The organism is Desulfobacterium sp. N47, assembly GCF_051233685.1.
Classification (GTDB): domain Bacteria; phylum Desulfobacterota; class Desulfobacteria; order Desulfobacterales; family RPRI01; genus RPRI01.
Genome location: NZ_JBAMMY010000267.1, coordinates 1 through 20855, shown reverse-complemented (window position 1 = coordinate 20855; position 20855 = coordinate 1). Strand labels below are relative to the sequence as shown.

Sequence of the window (20855 nt, the reverse complement as noted above, 5' to 3'; positions counted from 1 at the left end):
TCCAAGAAGAGTACTACTTTAATTTTCGTTTTTTCAACAACTGTGCGATATATCCAATAATTATGTCAAAGAGCAAAAAGCTGCCACCGGACCGGATACCGCTGGCAGCTTGATGGCTTTAAACTTTGGACTCTCAAGTTACTATATAACGCTATTTTAAGGGGCCGGGCAGGATTACCGATGCATGTGTTAGCAACCGCTGAAGCCCCGATGAAAAGGCTATTCAAATGCGCCCCGATATTGCCCGGCCCCTCTTCAAAATGATGTTCGCTGTGATCAGGCCACTTTTAGATGAAGGTTTTTACCCACTGCTTGGGCGTAATTTACTAAAGTTGAAAGACGGATATCCTCAGCATGATTTTCAATTCTGGAAATAGCCGATTTTCTTGTGTTTAATATAGAAGCGACCTCTTCTTGAGTGAGTCCTGCTTCAAGCCGAGCCTGCTTCAAGAGGACACCGATCTTAAATTGCTCATATCCTTTATCAAAGTTTTTCCCGAAAGAAGGGCTTTTCTTTTTTCTTACCTCGATATATTTGTCTAAATCATCCATTCGCCTGCCTCCTGCTAAGATATTCTTTTTTACGTTTTTCTGCCAATTCAATTTCCTTCTTTGGCGGTTTTTGGCTTTTCTTTTGGAATGAGTTTGTCAAAATTATCAGCTCATTTCCATAAAAGAAGCCGAGTAAGCGGAAAGTATTTTTTGCGACATCAATTCTGACTTCCCAAATATCATCTGTATTTACCAGTTTCTTAAAATATTTAGACGGAACATGATCAATTTCCCGAATCAATTTCAGTACCCACGTTATTTTGGTCACTTGCGCATCTGTCAGACTATCCAAATGATCTCCAACAGGACAATTTCCGGACGTTGTGCGATAGAATACGATGGTTTTCATGGGTTAAAAGTACACATATATGTGAACATTGTCAAGCGGATTTTCCTGTTTTCAGACAATGAACGACGAAATCAGCCGGAGCGTAGCGACCGGCTGTATTGATTTGGTGTACGCCCGGCATGGGCGTGAACTTATGGTTATCGGGCAGAAGTCAGCAGAGGCCATAGTAGGTGTGGACATCGTCAGCGGCAGCATGACGATTGGAAACGAGCCACGACCCGCATGTGCAGACCCGCTCTGCGTGGTGTGGGGGCTGGGGGAGAAAAACCCCCGGCTACCCGATTCGCCCCTTAATACGCGAAAAGCTCTTGCAAACAATTGATAATTTTAATCTGCGCGCTTTGGGAAATTACACCAAATTTTTGAATTAACCTGGATTTATCAACGGCTCTCATTTGATCAAGTAGGATCGATCCTTTTTTACCCTGAAATATATATTGAATTCTGGTTGGATAGCTAAATCCTTTGGATGTCATTGGAGCAACAATCGCGGTCTTCAGTGCAGACATTTCATCAGGGGAGATAACAACACAAGGCCTTGTTTTCTTAATTTCAGAACCTTGTGTCGGATCAAGTTGAACCAGCCAAATATCAAATCTATGAACATCTTTTTTTACCATTCCCGGTCCTCTTCATCTACCAATGGGGCATTCAACCACTCCTGATCTGCTTCGCTTGATTCCTGGGATTTAAGGGATTTATCAAATTGTTCCTTCCAGCCTTCTCTGTTCTTCTTAACAGGCTGAATTAACAGTCCGTCGTCGATTATTTTGAATTCCAATTGCTTGTCTTCTAATCGTGCTTGCTCGATTACCGCCTTTGGAATACGGATACCCTGCGAATTTCCTATTCTGATTAAAGTCGTCATTTTCGCCTCCAATTGTGGTTAATGTGATTACAATATACCCACAAATGAATCGATCGTCAAATCATATTTATTGTTATTTGAGGGCTAACAAGTTATTATCTGAACGGGTATTGTGAGGGCTATCACAAGATTTTTTCAGAGTCAATAACAAAACAACTTCGTGTATTTGTTGAATTTAAATATATCCATTAGCAGGGACTAATATGCAAATATGAGTATTAGTCCCTATGATACACCGCCGTTCTTGAGAAACGGTCGGTTCCTGTTTCCAGCCATGCTGATTGCCGGAAGCGACTGCGATATTTTCCGGATTTTCGCAGCAGGTATTTGCTGCCGGAATAAAAAAAAGTGTTTGATTTTTCCGATATCAGAAAGTCTAAATTAATACGAAAAGGAAGCAAGATTGTCATTTCCATCAAATTTTATCGGCTCCCAACCGGAGACCCTTTCTAAATTTTGATTTGATTCGATTTCTTCTTCAAGCGCTTTTGACACCTGCATCATATCAATGTGTTTAGTATCTCTTATTCTTACAATACGTGCATTTTCCAATGAATCAAGGCCAAGAGTCTTTGCGCAAACCTCAAGACATTTGCGGTCTGAATCAAAATGAATGGGTATAGCTGCCTTTTCAGGCGAAATTGCAGCTATGGCATTTGCATAGGTTTTATCCATATCAAGGCTTTTCACAAGGCGGGTTGTGGTTATATCGGCAAGTCCTATTCCATTACCGTTCCCATCGGAACCTGAAGATAAATCCCTTACAAAAATACGCTTTGCATGAGGAGAAGTGCAAAAATCTCCGACTATGTCCCGGTGTCTGCCGGTAATGTTGGAATCCATGCCTATACCGCTTATATCTTTTCCGAAATAATCAATAATCAGAAGATCAAGAAAATCAAACGGGATGCGCCCCATCATATTGCTTGCCTGTTTTAAAAGCTCTTTTTCACGGTTAATAATATTGAGGGGCAATACTGCCTCAATTTTTGAAAGATTTCCGTATCCATCTTCAAGAAGAGCTATTCCAAACAAAATATTTAGCTTATCAATTAAAAAATCAGCAGCTTCTTCAATGATACCAAAACCGTGTTTTACCGCAAAATTATGAAAATCAGACGCGCCTTCAGCTTTTCCAAGCCCGATAGTAAGCATTTTGCAAAGCCCGCTTTCTATATCTGCTGTAAATTTTGTATGGGGTTTTATTCTGTTGATTATAACAATATGATCGGCGGAAAGAACTTTTTTGGAAATATTTATATTTAATCCGCATGAAAGCCTGCCGATAATCTGTGTTTCCATTTCCGAATGAACAGGAACACCGATTGAGGCTTCGCTTATTTTTAGTTTTTCGAGTATTTTTTTCTGGCCATCGGCAGTTGCACCGCCATGACTTCCCATAGCCGGAACTAAAAAAGGTTTTAATTCAATATTTTCAAGAAATCTTGCACAACTATAAACAACAGATCCTATATTGTCTATACCTCTGCTGCCGACAGCCATAGCAACCGTTTGCCCGGGTTTAATTATACCTGAAAAAGAAATAGCGGATATAGAAGATTCAAACTCTTTTTGAATGTCATTTACCGGGGAACAATACAACTTTTGTAATACCAGGGCTGTATCGGGATATATGGTTGTGTCTGAAGAAAACATTATTTATCAATGGTTATGTACCGGAATGGAAAAATAGGGTACAACTTATTAGAAACGATGAATAAAATCGGTATTGGCTATTCGTTGTACGATATTAGAATTAAAAAAGTCCCCCAGCCTACTAACTGATAGATAAACCGGGGGACTTTAATAATTATGTTTCTTCAATAGTAATTGCGCCTGGTTCACAAACTTCTACACAACTTTCGCAGCCAAGGCATTCTTCTGCATTAACTGCTACTGATTTTTCACTCTGTAATTCAAAAACTTCAACCGGACATACATCAACACACTCACCGCATCCCTGACATTTGTCTTCATCTATAACAGGATTAAAAGCCATTTTGTTTTCTCCTTTCTATATTGAACATATTGAACAATGAATTATTTGCTCAGCCAATTTTTTTATAGTATTGGGCAAAATCCATATACCAATTGATAATACGAGTCAAGCCTTCTTCTTGTTTTTTAAATAAAAAAAAACGGAGGGGCTAAAGAGATTATATAGTGGTATTTCAGGATTATATGCTTATTCTTCAACTATACCTATTAAAATATAATTACCAGTTTCGTCATCGTTACCATTGTTTTGCCTGATATCGTTATCCCTGGACAGGATATTTTGCAAAAATTCATAACGGGATATATTGCTTATCCTTAAAATTCTCAAAGAAATATTTCTTCCGGACCTATCAGCGCCAAGGACATTTTTAATATCTTCGCTTATCTTAAAGCTTTTATCCGATAACAAACCTTCTATCTGTTTGGCAAGCATAATTTGCCTGTTATCAGTAATATCCGGGGCAAGACAAACGGATGTTGAATGCAAATCAATAGCTGTTTCCGGGTCAAAATTATTTTCTATAATATAATCAAAGGCATCTTTGCTGTCTGTAATAAAAATTTCCGGCCTTTTAATATCATTTAAAACCAGATGTGACCAAGCAACGAGTCTTTCTTTGATCTTATATTTTTCAGGGTCATAACCTGGCCTAAGAGCATCATCGGAATTACCAGCAAAAAGCATTTCATCTTCATCCGTTAATTCGGAAAGCAGTTTTTTCTCCATCTCACTCACAGAAATCATATCTCTTGCTAATCCATCCTGCTGTTCGTCATATTCCTGAGCTAAACCAAGAAACAGCCTTGAATTAAAGAGAAAATCGGTTTTTGATTTCTGTTGGTTCCCACCCATATTCTTTTTTATCTGTGAGGCAAGCTCAGATGAGAAGGTTTCGTCAAAAAAAGGGATTTTTTCTTCCGCAGCGTTTAGAAAGGCCATATCGCTTTTCTGATGAAGCTTTGCCCATGTTTTATATTCATTCAAGATAGCTTTAAGCTTTGATTCGTCTCCTGAAACAGGGATTCGGATATCAATAAGGCCTTTCTTTGAAAGTTCCTGCATGTTTTCGGGCAGATCCAAAAAACCCGGCTGGTAAACGGTTATCTGCTTAAAACAGGCGCACAGGTCAGCTGCCTTTGCATCATTAATATATGTAAACGGAAAATAAAGTGGTTTCATTGCTTTCCTTAGTAAATACTTTAATTATGTTTTCCGGTCTCTTATTGCAACGCCCATTGATTCCAGTTTTTTTCGGATATCGTCTGCAGCACCCCAGTTTTTCTCTGTTCTTGCCCTGTCCCGTTCTTCTAAAAGGCGCTTAACTTCAGGATCAAAATAACAATTCCCAAAATCAAAAACATTAAGCACCGAATCAATATCTTTGAATGCGTCCAGAATCTTTTTTGCACCGGCAGGATCTATTTTTTTATCCCTGGAAAGGACATTTATCTTTCTTACAATTCTGAATATTGAAGATAACGCAGCGGATATATTAAGATCATCGTCCATTGCGCCAATAAATCCGTTTTTAATATCATAAAGAAGCTGATCAATTTCCGGATATGGCTCTCCTGCCTTGATATCAAGCAGGGCATGCACGCATGTATCAAGCCTTTTTAGCGATTTTCTTGCATCTTCAAGCCGTTTGTTTGAAAAGACAATGGGCTTTCTGTAGTGAGTTGAAATCAGCCAGTATCTTATTTCCCTGCCCGAATAACCCATGTTTATAAGATCCGAAACACAAAGCCGTCCTTTTATTTCATCAAGCTTTTTGCCGTCAACAAGCACCCTGTCGCAGTGCATCCAGAATTTTGCAAGCGCTTTTCCTGTTAAAGCCTTTGAAATGGCTATTTCATTCTCATGGTGAGGAAAGATCAGTTCCCTGCTGCTTGTATGAATATCAAAGCTTTCGCCAAGGTATTTCATTGCCATTGCAGCACACTGAATATGCCAGGAAGGCCTGACATTTCCCCAGTCTGTTGCGGTGTAAATGCCTCGTCGTAGTTCCGAAAGTTTTGCTCTTTTCATCAGGGTAAAATCTCTCGGATTATCCTTTTCATATTCATCAAGATCAACGGTTGCACCGATTCTTATTTTATTTATATCAATTCCGGATAATTTCCCGTAATCCGAAAACCGGGAAATATCAAAATATAAAGAGCGCAGCTTTTCATAGGCATAGCCTTTTTTTACAAGCTTTTCTGCAAGCAAAACCATATCTTCAATATGTTCACTTGCCTTCGGATAATTTTCGGCAGGTTTGATTCCAAGAAGATTAAGATCTTCCTTAAATAAATTAATATACTTTTCCGTAAACTCGGACAGTTCAAGCCCCGCCTTTTCAGAGCCGTTTATGGTTTTGTCATCAAGATCCGTTATGTTCATGATATGTTTTACTGAATATCCCCTGAATTCAAGATAACGGCACAACAGGTCTGAAAACACAAAACGGCGGCACTCTCCCGGATGCATTCTGTCATGGACGGTTGGTCCGCAGGAATAAACGGATGCTTTCCCGGGATGAATTGGCTCAAAAGGCTCTTTGCTTCTTGTAATGGTATTAAAAAGCATAAGATTTATTTTTTCTTTAACTGTAAAAAGGGAAGTGCTTAAATATCTTTCTCCGCTGTCCGGAAATATTACAACGATTATACCCTGATCCATTTCCGAAGCTTGCCTTTGGGCAATCACCATAGCGGCCCCGCTACTCATCCCGACAAACAAACCTTCTTCTTTTGCAAGGCGTCTTGCCGCCTCAAAGGCTTCTTCATCATCAATATTAACAATTTTATCGATGCGCTTTTTTTCATAAATCTCAGGACGGTATGCTTCCTTCATATTCTTGAGACCCTGGATTTTATGGCCAAGATAAGGTTCAACCGCAATGATTTTTATATCCGGATTATATTCCTTAAGCCTTCTTGAAATTCCCATTACAGTGCCTGTAGTGCCAAGAGTTGCAACAACTGCTGTCACTTTGCCTTCCGTCTGATTCCATATCTCTTCTGCTGTAGTGTAATAATGGGCTTTCCAGTTTGCATCATTGTTGAACTGGTCTGTCATAAAATAAGCACCCGGATTTTCTCTGCAGATACGGTATACTTCTTCGATGGCTCCGTCGGTACCGAGGTGTCCGGGAGTAAGAAGTATATCGGCTCCACGGGCTTTTAATATTTTCTGGCGTTCAATGCTTGCCGCTTCGGACATTGTAAGAAGAAGTTTGTAACCCTTAACCGAACAGATCAGCGCAAGACCGATGCCTGTATTTCCGCTCGTTGCTTCTATAACGGTCTTGTCGCGGGTCAGCTCTCCCGATTTTTCTCCCTCTTCGATCATAAAAAGAGCTGCCCTGTCCTTTATTGAACCACCGGGATTTAAATATTCCAGTTTGGCAAGAATTCTGACATTGGGATTTGGGTTTAAATTTTTTATTTCAACAAGCGGGGTGCCGCCTATAGTATCCAGAATAGAATAGCTCATCAAGATAATGCCTTTATTATATCTTTTTTAACCTGATTTTCATCATTTGAGGCATCGATAATTTTAAATCGCTTAGCTTCAATACGTGCAAGCTCCAGATAGCCATTTCTGACTTTATCATGAAAATCAAGTGTTTCTTTTTCAAATCTTGTTTCAACCCCGGCTCTTTGTCCTTCATTTATCTGTTTCCAAGCACGTGAAAGTCCTGTTTTGGGGTCAAGATCCAGCAAAATGGTTATATCCGGCTTTAAATCATGTATAATCAACTTATGCAATCTATCCAGTAAATCCATATTCAACCCGCGCGCAAAGCCCTGATAGGCCTTAGTTGCATCATAATATCTGTCGCACAAAACGGTTTTACCTGCCGATAAGGCCGGATTTATAATTTTGTTTACATGTTCGGCTCTGTCGGCAAAATATAGCAGAAGTTCGGTTGAAGGATCCATTCCGTTGCTTTCAGGATCAAGCAGAATGGAACGGATCTTTTGTCCTGTAATTGTGCCTCCCGGTTCGCGGGTCATTAAACAATCTTTTCCTTTTTGCTTCAAAAATTCCATAGCATGCCGTATCTGAGTTGTTTTCCCGGAACCTTCGATACCTTCAAAAGTAATAAACATCGTTTTTGCCTTGTTAAATATTTTTCTTATAAGACCGGATCATTCGCCAATCTCATCCTCTTTGTTTTGCATGCTGTTGTTTGCCGTATAAAAATGGCGCTCAAGTATCCTGTGATAGGATGTCCAGTTTCCGCCAGACTCATCTGATGCAATATATTCACGTATGCCGCTTATCTTTGCATCAATTTCATCTATATAATTAAGCAGTACCGCATCAATTGTTTTTGGTGGTTCGGGAGAACCGAATTCTCTGGTGCCATGATGGCTTACTATCATATGCCTTAACAGCACAGCAAGACTACCAGGAAATTGACTGATTTTATTAATTTTTTCATCAAGCAAGCCGATTCCTATCACTATATGACTTAAAAGTCTGCCTTCATCCGAATAATCAATATTGAACTTATAAACAAACTCCCTTATTTTTCCGATATCATGAAGAATTGCACCGGTAATAAGAAGATCTCTGTCTATTCCGATGTAATGGCCTGCGATTTTATCTGCAAGAAGAGCCATTGAAAGTGTGTGCTCAAGAAGCCCCCCCGCATAAGCATGATGCATTTTTTTTGCGGCCGGAGCTTTTTTAAAATTTTCAACAAACTCAATGTCGCTCCAGAATGCTTCCAATAGCGCTTTTAAATTCTTTTCTTCTATTGAATCGGTAAGCTTTATAAGGCGTTCAAACATCGAATCAATATTATGCTTTGTTGATGGAAGAAAATCGGATACGTCAACTGAATCGGAAGATATAGTGTCCATATTTTTTATGACTACCTGCAAAGTCCCTTTGTATTCGGAAACGCTTCCCTTAATATGAACAAAATCGCCCGTATTTTTGCCTGCACAAATTTTATCTATATTATCCCATACAACACCCTTTATTTTTCCGGTTTTATCTGAAAGAACAACATTGAGATAATTGCTCCCATCTTTTTTTTGAGCTATGTTTTTTTCATAAAGAACAAAAACATCATTTATAGAATCACCAGCTTTTACAGATCCGATATAATCCTTTTTCATATTCTCCGCCGTTTATGATTGTTATTGAATACAGCACTCTGCATATATTTTATATTTGATCTATATCCCAGGCTTTTAGCTCTTCTATCATGTTGTAGTCTGTCATATCGCACTTTATCGGAGTTATAGATATGTATTTATCGGAAAGCGCCGCTCCATCAGTTTCAGGGCTATATTCCGATAAATTTGTACTGATTCCCTGCCAATAGTACGTGCGGTTTCTGGGATCAATTCTTTTTTCAAAAAACTCGGGAAAAACACTTAAATCCTGCCTGCTGATTTTTATTCCGGCTGTTTCTTCCAAAGATATATCCGGAAAATTCACATTTAGAAAGACTCCTGACGGCAGCCCTTTTTCTGCAATTTTTCTTGTAATCTTTTCACCAAAAACAGCCGCGTCATTTAAATATTTTGATGCATATCCCTGTATAGATATTGCAATAGCGCTTATTCCATACAAAGATGCCTCCCTGGCTGCGGCAACAGTTCCCGAATAATTAAGGTTAATGCCGATATTTGCGCCGGGATTTATTCCTGACAGGACTACATCCGGTTTGTATCCAAGAATGTCAAGGATGCCCAGCTTAACACAATCTGCCGGGGTGCCGCTTACGGCATATCCGGCAAGCCCACCTTCCAGACAGACTCTGTTTACACGAAGAGGTTTATGAAGAGTTATGCTGTGACTTACCGCACTTCGCTCACGTTCAGGAGCGATAACCGTTACTGAATGGGATTTTATAAACGCCCTGTAAAGCGCCCATAAGCCTTCGGCATAAATGCCATCATCATTGGTAATAAGCACATTCATATTTATTACAACCCTGAATATCTTGTTTTTTCATATGATTTTTCTTTTAGTAAAAAAAACGGATTTTAACAAATTCATTTTTTTACAATAGACCAAATTTAATATTTTTGAAAGTCACTATTTTTTAAAAACTGTCTCTTGCTTTTTATAAACCCCTCTTATATCCTGTCCCGAAATATTTGCATCAAACTGGCTGAACTTTCAAGCAGATAGTGACTAATTAAAAACAATGATTCACCTTTATACATATATGAAGCTTTAGTTGTAATCGGGCAAAAGGGAGTATTAAGCAATGGTTTTTAGTCTCAGATCATGATTTTGGTTTAATATAATCATGGTATTTGATCTGTAGCTGCCGGACAACCATGCTCAATATAATAGATAATGAAAGATAATTTTCTTTTATACAAAAGACGGGTCGGAAATTGTGCCGAAAAAATATAATTTTTACCACTCGTATATTCTGTTAACGATATTTATTTCACTGTTTGTGGTTTCTTCCAGTGTTTTTGCAGCGGGTAGTTTTAAAGACCCCTTTAAAGATGATAATCCGGATGAACCATGGAATATTATTGCTGATGAGATTTATCATGACCGGAACGCCGATGTGTATATCGCCTCAGGAAATGTTATAATTTTCAAAAAAGGCAAAAACCTTTCGGCTGATTATGTTCGTTTTAACCGGACGACATCAAAGGCAAATGCAAAGGGAAATGTAGTAATGAATCTGGGGCAGGATATTATCAGGGGATCAAGCATTGATGTTGATTTGAAGTCCGAAACAGGAACAATTTATGATGGAAATATTTTTCTGAAAGAAAATAATTATCATATAAGCGGTGATAGTATTGAAAAGACGGGTGAAAACACATATACCGCCGAAGAAGCCACAGTTTCAACCTGTGACGCTGATGTGCCGGCATGGAAGATAACAGGAAAAAAACTTAAAATTACTTTGGAAGGATATGGTTTTATAAATTATGCAACATTCTGGACAAAAAAACTGCCGGTTATATACACCCCCTTTGTTGTCTTTCCTGCAAAAGTTAAGCGCCAGTCAGGCTTTCTCGCTCCTGAGATAGCACAATCCATACGCAAAGGCATAGAGTATAATCAGCCCTATTTCTGGGCAATAAATGAAAACACAGACGCTACTTTCTATTCACACTATATGAGCGAGCGGGGTGAACAAGTAGGGTTTGAATACCGTTATATCCTGAGCCCCGAATCAAAGGGAACCATAATGTATGACTACCTTAATGATTCAAAAATAGATGACGGCACGGCATCGGGAGAGAAATGGGGATATAGCGGGGATGCATATTTTCGCCCCAATTCAGACAGATACTGGTTCAGGATGAAGGCTGATCATGCAATGCCTTACGGGTTTAATGCAAAGCTGGATTTAGATATTGTAAGTGATCAGGATTATCTTAATGAATTTAAAGACGGTTACAATGGTTTCGGCTCAACGGAAAAATATTTTAATAAATATTTTGGACGGGAAATTGATGATTACGATGATCCTATAAGAGTAAACAGTCTGAATTTTTCAAAAAACTGGTCTTCCTTTACATTAAATGCAGAGGCACGCTGGTATGATAATGTTGTGAACCGCAGATGGAATAATACGGATGATACTTTACAGAAGTTGCCGTTTATCGAGTTCAGAGGTTTAAAGCAGCAATTATTTGAAACCCCCTTTTATACCGACCTGTATTCCGGATACACTGATTTTTACAGGCAGGACGGTGTAACCGGACAACGCATTGACGTGTATCCGAGATTCTATCTGCCATACAGATATAAAAACTATTTTTCCTTTGAGCCATCAATAGGATTAAGGCAGACATCATGGTATATTGATCAGGGGGATAATACAATAAAGAGCAAGGCATATGACAGAGAACTGTATGATATTAAGCTTGATCTCTCCACAGAATTATTCAGAATTATTAAAATCGGCTCAAAATATGCGGACAGCATTAAGCATTCAATTAAACCCCAGATTATTTATACTTATCTTCCGGATAAAGATCAGTCCGGATACCCGAACTTTGACAGCATAGACCGAATTGCGAGAACAAACCTTATAACCTATTCTGTGATAAATACCTTTACCTTAAAATCTCTTCAGGAAACACTCGGGCTATCCGATGGGAAAAAAGCGGAAACGCCTTCTTACCTGTATAATGACTTTTTAAGAATAAAACTTGAGCAAAGCTATGATATAAACGAAGAACAGGCAAATCCGGACAATCCGCAAAATTTTATACCTCAAAACAAGCCATTGTCTCCAATATATGGGGAACTGAAGTTTACACCTGTAAAATATTTATCTTTGTCAACGGATGCCAACTGGTCTACTTATGACAGTAATTTCATAAACCGAAATATTTCAGGGTCATTATCAGATGACCGCGGAGATTCGGTTTCATGGGAATACAGATTCCAGCGCGGTTTTGTAGAATCATTGTTTTCAACTCTTAATATAAAAGTTTTTGAAGGCCTGTTATTCAAAACCAATAATGAGAGAGATATCCGTGATGGTAAAAGAATAAGAACCAATCTCGGCTTTCTCTATACTGCCCAGTGCTGGTCGATTGATTTTCTTTACACTGATGAGGATAATGACAAAAAATTTTCTTTTCTGCTCAATTTCACCGGTCTTGGAGGTACACGCTGATAGATGCCAATAATAATAAAGCCTTCTTGGTATGTCATTCATACCAAAAGTAGATTCGAAAATGTTGTTCATGAAGGTTTGATAAAAAAAAATGTTGAATCTTTTTTGCCAAAAGTTCTTGTAAGGAGCCGACGGGTTGACAGAAAAATTATGATAAGGGTACCTCTCTTTCCCGGTTATATGTTTGTAAAATCTGATCTTAGGCCCGAAAGGCAAATTGAAATCTTTAAAACCGTTGGAGTGGTTCGTATGGTCGGAAACCGCAGCGGTCCTATATCGGTTCCTGATGAAACAATTGCATCTTTAAAGATAATGACAGCAGGAGAGGGAAAAATATTTACAGGGGTAAAGTTCCGGAAAGGAGACATGGTACTTGTGATAAGAGGCCCTTTTGAGGGTGTTACCGGAACATTTAACAGGCATGGGAAAATAGGCCGCGTAGTGGTTGATATTGAAGCACTTGGACAGTTTGCTTCTGTGGAAGTGGATGAAGACGATATTGAGATTTTGACATAAAATTATCATAAGTGCTTGACTTATTATAAACATATATTTAAAATGATAAATTAAGAGCTGAAAAAAGCTTTTGTTTGCCATATCGGGGTGGAAAAGCCAGTTTGATCTTGCCAAGATATGGCTTTAGATAGGATTTTATGCAAATTTTCAAATTATTATCCATTTTTTTATAAGATATTTTTCAAGGAGGAAATATGAATAAACTGGAATTGATTTCGGCCATCAAGGATAAGGCAAACATTTCAAAAGCAGAAGCTGCAAGGGTGGTTCAGATTTTTTTTGATTCAATGACAGATGCCATGGCCAATGGTGACCGCATTGAAATTCGGGGCTTATGTAGTTTTTATGTAAAAAACTATAAAAGCTATGCAGGAAGAAATCCTAAGACCGGTAAAAAAGTTGTTATAAAACCCAAAAAACTTCCGTTTTTTAAGTCAGGTAAAGAACTGAAGGAACGGGTAGATGTTAAATAGTGCCCAATTTTGAACCAATTGCTGATCAGAAGATACCTTCTGCGATTTTAAATACTTTGCTCGGAAAAAGCGCTATTCCGCATGCGCTCCTTTTTCTGGGAATGGAAGGTACAGGGAAACAGGTTGCTGCAATAAAGTTTGCTATGGCATGCAATTGCCTTGCAAACAGTGCCAGTAAATCATCTTTACATTCAGATAAAGGCGGCGTATTAAAAAATCCTGAAGACGAAATTCCGTGTGGTGATTGCATATCTTGCAGGAAAATCCTGTCAAAAAGTCACCCTGATATTATCGAGATAAAACCTTCCGGTTCTTACATCAAGATAGCCCAGATTCGTGACCTGTGTGAAATTCTTGCTCTGAAACCCTATGAGGCTAAGATACGCGTAGTTATAATATCTGATGTCCAGACTATGAATGCAGCGGCAGGAAATGCTATTCTGAAAGTACTGGAAGAACCGCCCGAAAGGACGGTTCTGATACTGACTGCAACCGAACAATCGGATATTATTCCCACTATTGCATCAAGATGTCAGTTTGTAAGGTTTAATCCTGTTTCCCAGACAAGACTTGCCGAAATGCTGGTTGAAACAAAAGGCATAACACCGGATAGCGCGGCCATATTTGCGGCTATGGCTAATGGAAGCTTTAGCCGGGCGCTTGAAATCGGAAATGTTGCAGGGCTTAAAAAAAGAGATTGGGTAATAAATGAAATTGAGTCATTATCTTTAGAAGAAACCGGAAAATGTCTTTTATTGGCTGAAAAAATTTCAAAAGATAAAGATGAATTTATTGAATATCTTGAGATTTTAAAAGTATGGTTCAGAGATATTATCGTTTTTGAGTATCACCCTGATAAAATCATATTTTTTGATCTTTTGGATAAAATACAAAATGCATCTGGCCGGCATACGAAACCGGATCTTCTTTTACGATTTGATGCAATAGAATCTTGCCGGCAAAATGTCCGTGCAAATGTAAACTTAAGACTTACGGCAGAAACTCTTTTGTTGGGGTTTGCGCAAAATCAATAATTGCGGTTTTTGCTTTTTGTTTTTAAGCTAGGAGACAATAGTCCTGTCTGTTGGGCTTTATATATGAAAGTTGTAGGCATCAGATTCAAGCCTGCCGGAAAAGTATATGACTTTGAATGCGGCGGATTTGTACTTAATATTGGAAACTATGTTATTGTTGAAACCGAACAGGGCTTGAGTTTTGGTACGGTGGCTACTACTCCTGTTTCCGTGGATGTGCCCCCTGACAGGCCGCTTAGCAAAGTAATTCGTCTTACAAATGAAAAGGATTATCAGCAAAAAGCAAAAAATCAGGAAATTGAACAGAAAGCATATGCTTTCTGTCTGAAATGCATAAAAGATCTGGATCTTAAAATGAACCTTTTCTCGGTTGAAAGTTCATTTGATGCAGGTAAGCTCACATTTTACTTCACCGCTGAAGGTCGTGTGGATTTCAGACAACTTGTAAAAATGCTTGTCAAGAACCTTGAAGTCAGAATTGAAATGCGGCAGGTCGGAATCAGAAATCAGGCCAAGATGAGCGGGGGGCTGGGAAGGTGCGGACGTGAAATCTGCTGCGCTCTTTTCATGGATAAATTCGGGCCTGTTTCGATAAAAATGGCAAAAGATCAAAGTCTTTCCTTAAATCCGACCAAAATATCCGGCCAATGCGGCAGGCTTATGTGCTGCTTGACGTTTGAACACGGTATGCCGGCTGATCCTCCCAAATCCGATAAAACCCCGGGGGATAGGGATATCAGAAATGAAGAAAATAAAACGACCTTATCAGAAGAGGGCCGTGAAAAAGATGAGAAAATGAAATGACAGATAATTTTTATATTACAACACCGATTTATTACGTTAACGCTAAACCTCATCTTGGTCATGCCTATACCACAATTATTGCAGATGTTGTCTGCCGGTACAATACTATGCTGGGTAAAGACGCTTTTCTTCTTACAGGAACAGATGAGCATGGAGATAAAGTCGTACGTGCAGCCGAGAAGGAAAATCTAAATCCTAAAGAATATGCGGATAAAATCAGCAGGCTTTTTAGAAATCTCTGGCCGGAACTGAATATAAAATATAATTCTTTTATTCGCACAACCGATCCTTCACACATAGAGATAGTAAAGCAGGTACTTCAGAAAATATATGATTCAGGCGATATTTATTTTTCTGAATATGAAGGTCTTTATTGCTTTGGCTGCGAACGTTTTTACACCGAACGTGAACTTGTTAACGGAAAATGTCCTGATCATGAAACCGAGCCGGAAACCATAAAGGAATCAAATTATTTTTTTAAAATGAGCCGATATCAGGACTGGCTTATCGATCATATCAGGCGGCATCCGGATTTCATTCGTCCCGAAAGATATAAAAATGAAGTTTTGTCTTTTTTAAAAGATCCTCTGGAAGATCTTTGCATTTCCCGTCCCAAAACACGTCTTGAATGGGGAATTTCCCTTCCATTTGATGATAAATATGTAACTTATGTTTGGTTTGATGCCCTTCTAAACTATGTTACGGCACTGGGTTATCCCGATGGTGAGTTTTTTAAGAAGTACTGGCCCGAGGCACAGCATATTGTTGCAAAAGATATTTTAAAACCTCATGGTATATATTGGCCTATAATACTTAAGGCTGCCGGAATACCTTTATTCAAGCACCTTAATGTTCATGGTTACTGGAATATTGATCAGAGCAAGATGTCAAAAAGCTTGGGAAATGTTGTTGAACCTCTTTCGCTGAAAAACACATACGGTCTTGATGCTTTCAGGTATTTTCTTGTCAGGGAAATGGTATTCGGCCTTGATTCGGGTTTCAACGAAGAAGCGCTTGTATCGCGTATAAACTCTGATCTTGCAAATGATATAGGGAACCTGTTTTCAAGAGTAATTACAATGGTTCATAAATATTTCGGCGGAGTTATACCCGAAATAAATCCCGAAACCGAAGATGAAATGCAGGGTGGTCTTAAGTTTGATGCATCTGCTGCTTTAAGCGAGTATAAAAAAGCCATGGAAAGCTTTTCTTTCCACAAGGCTTTAATGTCGGTCTGGGAATTTATAAACCAGATGAATAAATATGTTGATACCACAGCTCCATGGGAGCTTGCAAAAAAGAAATCGGAGAGAAAAGAACTGGAATTTGTAATATATAACCTTCTTGAAGGACTAAGAATAGTGTCAGGCCTTATTTATCCTGTTATGCCCGATACGGCAAAAACCATGCAGCAACATCTTGGACAGAACCCGGAAAGTATTTTTTATGATTTAAATCAGCTTAAATCCTGGAAGGTTCTTAAAGCCGGCACAAGCATTCCAAAATCAGTTACACTTTTCCCAAGAATCGATAAGAAAAAAGAGGAACAGATTTTGACCGACGAGATAAAAACGGAACGGGATGTTTTGGAAATAAAACCTGAAATAACAATTGAAGTGCTGTCTAAAATTGATCTTAGAGTTGCAACGATAGTAAAAGCTGAAAAAATTAAAGGCGCAAAAAAAGTACTTAAACTCGAAATTGATCTTGGCGATACCAGAACTATTGTGTCAGGCATCGCCTTAAGCTATACCCCGGAAGAACTGGTGGGCAAGCAGGTTATAGTGGTGGCAAACTTAAAACCGGCAAAGATAATGGGGCTGGTTTCAAATGGGATGCTGCTTGCCGCAGTTGATGAAAACGGCTGTACGGTTGCAACTCTTGATAAAAAAGTAAAACCCGGCACACCTCTTACCTGATTTTTTATAAATGACAAATCAAAATCAGTGTTGGGTATATGTGCGAATGCTATTCGCAGAAAAAGCGCTATTTCTTATGCGCATATACCCAAATGAAAAATATTTCCGACAAATGCTATAAACCTTCATTGCACTGCAGGCATTTATGCAAAAAGCAGTATTAATCAGACTTAATATCGCTTCTCTCTTTTGCAAGATAATTAAGATGAGTCTTTTCTTCATCTGCAAGCCGCAAAAAGAAATCATGTACCCGGATCTTATCGCTATTTTTAGCCAGTCTGCTGTAAAGGTCGAGAGCCTGGGCCTCAAGGGACATTGCAAAATCAATAATTGAAGATAACCTGTCAAAACCGGGATCGGCTTTTTGTAAAAATTTAGTTACGGAACCGCCTTCCATGACACCTTCCGGCATATTGCCTGTGGCAAAATCTTCTATATTACTATCGGATTTGTTTCCGGTATCAGCCTGGTATTCTTCGACCAGTCGCAGCATATGCTTGTTTTCAAAACCTGCAAGACGGTTGAATAATTGTTTGTGGCTTTCATCCTGCTCTTTGTCTGCAAGGCCAAAATAGAATAACTGCAAACCTTTTTCCATGGCATAAGCAAGATGAAAAGCATCACTGTATTCTTCCTTTCCGGTAAATAAATCTCCAACCAGTTCCAGACCTTCTTCAACAGGGCCTGTTGCTTTCGGGTTGTTCCACGCTTTAATTCCTCCTGCAAGGTTGTAGACTTCATTAAAACCCTTGCCGGAAATCAGCTGGGAGGCTGCTCTGCTGCGGCCTCCCACAGCACAATATACCAATGTGGGTTTTTCGCTATCAAGTTCCGACAATCTGTCGGACAGATTTGGAAGAGGAATAAGACTAGAGCCGGGAATATGTTCCTTCTCATACTCATCCGGCTGGCGAACATCAAGAAGCTGATATGAATTTGAAGAGTGAGTATCCATATACTTCTTGGCTTCATTGGAATCCATATTTTTAACAGGAGTAAAAAGATTTTTCCAGTTCATCGTTGATTTTCCTATCGGAATGTAAAAATACTTGAATTTTCGGATAACTCAAAAAGCTTTGTCGCACCGGCGAACTGGACAGTTTCATCGACATCCTCTTCAGTAACCTGGCGGCTCTTTGCACAGGGAATGCAAACATAAATCGGCACCTTATTTTGGACAAGATACTGATAATGAGAAAAGGCCTCATCTCCGGTCGGGGCAACAATATTGTCAATCATGCCATGTTTGACAAGAAACGCTGCATCATCGGTTAAAAAGATGTTTACTTCATGTCCTGATTCCCTGGCTGCCTTTGCCAATTGAAAGGCGCGGGTAACATGTGTCGGATCTTCCATGCCGCGTGTAAGAACAAATAAAAATTTTCTCATTTTATTCTCCTTATGGTATTAAATTATATGCTGATAAGACTTCTTTTTTGAAATAAGTCTTCATATTAAAGGCAGCTCTGATAAATGCCATTTGGTTTGTTATTCAAACGCCTGGAACTTTTTCATAAACTTTCTATCGATGTAATCTTTGATCCAAAACGCCGGTTTGCCGCCAAAAATGAGCCCTTTTTTTTGAAAAATACCGGTGCCATCGCCCATATTGAAAATCTGGAGATAGTCTCCTCCCGGATCAAAAGGCTTAAGTGCTGCGCCTTCAAGTTGTGCCATGAGATTGTGCAATAAAACAGGGTTTTGCCGTACTGCATAGACTCCTACCTTGGTGAGGGGTTGATCCTTAAAATAAATGCAGTCTCCGCCACCAAAGATATCCGGATATGTAGTACTTTGTAAGTATTTATTCACAAGCAGGCCGCCGTCAGGTCCTGTGGGAAGCTTGGAATCGCTGAAAATAGCAGATGGTTTTATGCCGAGCGCCAGAAAAAGAAAATCAAACTCGTATTCTTCGCCGGTTTTGAGAATTACACTGCCGGACTTGATTTTGTTTACAAAAGTTCGTTCAAAAATCTTAATCCCCCTGTGTGACAGAGATTTTATGGCTTTTTCCCGGATTTTTTCCTCAAAGCGATCCATAAATGTGTTGCCGGCAAAGATCATGATTTTAAGGGCATTTTTTTTAAAATTGCTTCCTATCCTCCAGACGTTTCCCGCAATTTCGGCAGCCGACGGGCCGCCACCAATGACTCCGATACGGATGGGTTGTTTTAAAAGAAGCTCTTCGATACGTATCTGCGCATTTTGCAGGTTTTCTATAGGTTTTACAGTATAAATGTTTTCCGTGTTTCCTTCTATATCCATTTTCAATACCTGGCTGCCGGAATTGAAAGAAACCACATCATAGAGAACCTCTTCTCCTGATTCAAGGTAAACAATTTTCTTTTCAGGATCAACCCGGGCCGCCTTGCCCAGAATGAATTTACCGCCTTTCTTTTCCACCAGGTGTTTGGTTGCAAACCTGATCTCTTCGGGCTTATATACCTTTCCCAGCATTCCAGGACCCATCCCGGAATAGTAGTGATATACCGAAGGGCCGATTACCGAGACTTCATACCCTTTTTCAACAAATTGATGAATAGCGGCAAGGGTCATCATGTGTGCATGACCGCCACCGACAAGTAAAAGACGTTTTCCCATTTTTTCATATCCTTTCTTTGATAACGGATACAAGCAAGTCAGCAAGAAATTATTATGAAAAACTAATTTTTGATACTTGGATACTGAATTTGCTCCTTCATAACTATTTTTAGTTTATAATGATATTTCAGTTCTAAAATCGGGGCTTCTTTTGTCTTGTTCAGGTTCCTGATATTAAATGAATACATTTAAATGAAAGTATGATCAGGATACAAGCAACAGTCTTTACTGTCAAATAATTTGCATGATAGACATCGTTTTATCAGCACTGTCCGGTTAGGTTTTTGCATATAACCGGACAGTGTTTTTGTTCTTTGAAAAAATACGAATCTGCAGAGCTTCCGGAATCACGAAGCTCGTTTTGGATTTGTATTCGTAATTGCCGTACTCTTTTGATATTAACATGCTCTCCATGATTTTCGTGGCAATATATCGCAAGTAGCAGATATGTAATAAATTCTCCGATGTTTATATTAAAGCCCAGATGAATTTTGGCTTTTTTTGAGTTTTTCCGATAGTCCGCCCAGGCCATTGAAAGTACGGCATCGATTAGTGAACCATCAATAACAATAAGTTCTCCCAAGTCAGGATGCCGATTCGGGAGAATATTAGATGCTTCAATACAAATTTTTTTATAGACAAATGGTTAATGCCAAGATCGCCTGCGTACTAACCGTTGCAAAACCCACAACAAATATAAATAATTTCTTAAAAAAGGCCAAACCGCGGATTTTAGGAATCGGCATCATTTCCTTAATAGCTGCAATCCTGTTGGCATACCTGGTTTGGGTCTGGATAACCCGCCCGATAAAACGTCTTAGCCATTATGCCGATGATGTGGGTTCCGGAAAACTTAAAAAACCTTGAAAAACCGGAAATACTATCATTATATTCTCTTGTCAAAACCGTACTTGAAAGTAAAAAAGCAATAATTTCAATCAAGCACTTAAGTATAAACGTTAAGATAAAAGAAGACATAGGTTCCTCGCTAAAAAGTATGGGTAATCCGATTCAAGACATGATAGATATCAGTCATCAAGAGATAGAGGAGGTTGAGACAAATTACTATGAGAGATACGGAACTATTTCAGTTGGCATTGGGTTTGACATCACCATGATCTAC

General features: G+C 39.0%; 22 protein-coding genes and 1 pseudogene. 8 read left to right on the top strand and 15 right to left on the bottom strand.

The genetic code is table 11. The features are described 5' to 3' along the window. Nucleotides 1–276 precede the first annotated feature (276 nt). The 11 genes from VXK47_RS17095 to surE all read right to left on the bottom strand — a co-directional run bounded on the left by VXK47_RS17095 (nt 277) and on the right by surE (nt 9699). Nucleotides 277–552 carry a helix-turn-helix domain-containing protein gene (locus tag VXK47_RS17095; RefSeq protein WP_435549995.1) on the bottom strand — a complete coding sequence of 92 codons (276 nt, stop codon included), beginning with the start codon at nt 550–552 and terminating at the stop codon, nt 277–279. Continuing rightward, complete coding sequence (locus VXK47_RS17090) at nt 545–844, bottom strand: type II toxin-antitoxin system RelE/ParE family toxin (protein WP_435549994.1); 300 nt, start codon at nt 842–844, stop codon at nt 545–547. Before VXK47_RS17090 ends, VXK47_RS17095 begins: the two co-directional genes overlap by 8 nt. A gap of 347 nt (nt 845–1191) precedes the next feature. Then, a complete protein-coding gene (locus VXK47_RS17085; protein ID WP_435549993.1) occupies nt 1192–1521 on the bottom strand; it encodes a type II toxin-antitoxin system PemK/MazF family toxin in 330 nt (109 codons plus the stop codon). Next, nucleotides 1515–1769, bottom strand: a complete 255-nt coding sequence (locus VXK47_RS17080; RefSeq protein WP_435549992.1) for an AbrB/MazE/SpoVT family DNA-binding domain-containing protein — start codon at nt 1767–1769, stop codon at nt 1515–1517. The genes VXK47_RS17085 and VXK47_RS17080 overlap by 7 nt, the downstream gene beginning before the upstream one ends. A 381-nt stretch (nt 1770–2150) precedes the next feature. Further along, nucleotides 2151–3425: a lactate racemase domain-containing protein gene (locus VXK47_RS17075; protein ID WP_435549991.1), complete on the bottom strand. Its 1275-nt coding sequence runs from the start codon at nt 3423–3425 to the stop codon at nt 2151–2153. 154 nt (nt 3426–3579) lie between these two features. Then, nucleotides 3580–3768: a ferredoxin gene (locus VXK47_RS17070; protein ID WP_435549990.1), complete on the bottom strand. Its 189-nt coding sequence runs from the start codon at nt 3766–3768 to the stop codon at nt 3580–3582. Between the two features lie 186 nt (nt 3769–3954). Then, a complete protein-coding gene (locus VXK47_RS17065) occupies nt 3955–4947 on the bottom strand; it encodes a hypothetical protein (RefSeq protein WP_435549989.1) in 993 nt (330 codons plus the stop codon). Between the two features lie 24 nt (nt 4948–4971). Continuing rightward, nucleotides 4972–7248 carry a cysteine--tRNA ligase gene (gene cysS / locus VXK47_RS17060; protein ID WP_435549988.1) on the bottom strand — a complete coding sequence of 759 codons (2277 nt, stop codon included), beginning with the start codon at nt 7246–7248 and terminating at the stop codon, nt 4972–4974. Then, the gene (gene tmk / locus VXK47_RS17055) at nt 7248–7868 is read right to left on the bottom strand and encodes a dTMP kinase (RefSeq protein WP_435549987.1); all 621 of its coding nucleotides are present in this window, start codon (nt 7866–7868) and stop codon (nt 7248–7250) included. Before tmk ends, cysS begins: the two co-directional genes overlap by 1 nt. 39 nt (nt 7869–7907) lie before the next feature. After that, nucleotides 7908–8888 (bottom strand): 3'-5' exoribonuclease YhaM family protein, encoded by a 981-nt coding sequence (locus tag VXK47_RS17050; RefSeq protein ID WP_435549986.1) that lies wholly within the window; start codon nt 8886–8888, stop codon nt 7908–7910. Nucleotides 8889–8937: 49 nt separating this feature from the next. Beyond that, nucleotides 8938–9699: a 5'/3'-nucleotidase SurE gene (surE, locus tag VXK47_RS17045; RefSeq protein WP_435549985.1), complete on the bottom strand. Its 762-nt coding sequence runs from the start codon at nt 9697–9699 to the stop codon at nt 8938–8940. Nucleotides 9700–10126: 427 nt separating this feature from the next. Here surE and VXK47_RS17040 point away from each other — a divergent pair, with 427 nt between their 5' ends. The 6 genes from VXK47_RS17040 to metG all read left to right on the top strand — a co-directional run bounded on the left by VXK47_RS17040 (nt 10127) and on the right by metG (nt 17131). Further along, complete coding sequence (locus tag VXK47_RS17040; RefSeq protein ID WP_435549984.1) at nt 10127–12385, top strand: LPS-assembly protein LptD; 2259 nt, start codon at nt 10127–10129, stop codon at nt 12383–12385. A gap of 3 nt (nt 12386–12388) precedes the next feature. After that, nucleotides 12389–12901, top strand: a complete 513-nt coding sequence (locus VXK47_RS17035; RefSeq protein ID WP_435549983.1) for a UpxY family transcription antiterminator — start codon at nt 12389–12391, stop codon at nt 12899–12901. 194 nt (nt 12902–13095) lie between these two features. Beyond that, on the top strand, nt 13096–13374 hold the full coding sequence (locus VXK47_RS17030) for an HU family DNA-binding protein (protein ID WP_435549982.1): 279 nt from the start codon (nt 13096–13098) through the stop codon (nt 13372–13374). Continuing rightward, a complete protein-coding gene (gene holB, locus VXK47_RS17025) occupies nt 13374–14408 on the top strand; it encodes an ATP-binding protein (RefSeq protein ID WP_435549981.1) in 1035 nt (344 codons plus the stop codon). The genes VXK47_RS17030 and holB overlap by 1 nt, the downstream gene beginning before the upstream one ends. A gap of 63 nt (nt 14409–14471) precedes the next feature. Further along, the gene (locus tag VXK47_RS17020; RefSeq protein WP_435549980.1) at nt 14472–15212 is read left to right on the top strand and encodes a PSP1 domain-containing protein; all 741 of its coding nucleotides are present in this window, start codon (nt 14472–14474) and stop codon (nt 15210–15212) included. Next, the gene (gene metG, locus VXK47_RS17015; protein ID WP_435549979.1) at nt 15209–17131 is read left to right on the top strand and encodes a methionine--tRNA ligase; all 1923 of its coding nucleotides are present in this window, start codon (nt 15209–15211) and stop codon (nt 17129–17131) included. Before VXK47_RS17020 ends, metG begins: the two co-directional genes overlap by 4 nt. A 160-nt stretch (nt 17132–17291) precedes the next feature. Here metG and VXK47_RS17010 read toward each other — a convergent pair whose 3' ends face one another. From VXK47_RS17010 to VXK47_RS16995, 4 genes and pseudogenes are all read right to left on the bottom strand, one after another. After that, on the bottom strand, nt 17292–18149 hold the full coding sequence (locus VXK47_RS17010; RefSeq protein WP_435549978.1) for a rhodanese-like domain-containing protein: 858 nt from the start codon (nt 18147–18149) through the stop codon (nt 17292–17294). Between the two features lie 11 nt (nt 18150–18160). Further along, complete coding sequence (locus VXK47_RS17005; RefSeq protein ID WP_435549977.1) at nt 18161–18520, bottom strand: DsrE family protein; 360 nt, start codon at nt 18518–18520, stop codon at nt 18161–18163. Between the two features lie 99 nt (nt 18521–18619). Continuing rightward, nucleotides 18620–19732: an NAD(P)/FAD-dependent oxidoreductase gene (locus tag VXK47_RS17000; RefSeq protein WP_435549976.1), complete on the bottom strand. Its 1113-nt coding sequence runs from the start codon at nt 19730–19732 to the stop codon at nt 18620–18622. Between the two features lie 460 nt (nt 19733–20192). Then, a pseudogene (locus tag VXK47_RS16995) lies at nt 20193–20315 on the bottom strand (IS4 family transposase); the annotation flags it as partial. A gap of 29 nt (nt 20316–20344) precedes the next feature. Here VXK47_RS16995 and VXK47_RS16990 point away from each other — a divergent pair. Then, nucleotides 20345–20599, top strand: coding sequence for a hypothetical protein (locus tag VXK47_RS16990; protein WP_435549975.1), 255 nt, complete (start codon nt 20345–20347; stop codon nt 20597–20599). Continuing rightward, nucleotides 20565–20855 (top strand): hypothetical protein (locus tag VXK47_RS16985; RefSeq protein WP_435549974.1); only part of this gene is annotated, 291 nt, incomplete at its 3' end. The genes VXK47_RS16990 and VXK47_RS16985, both read left to right, overlap by 35 nt.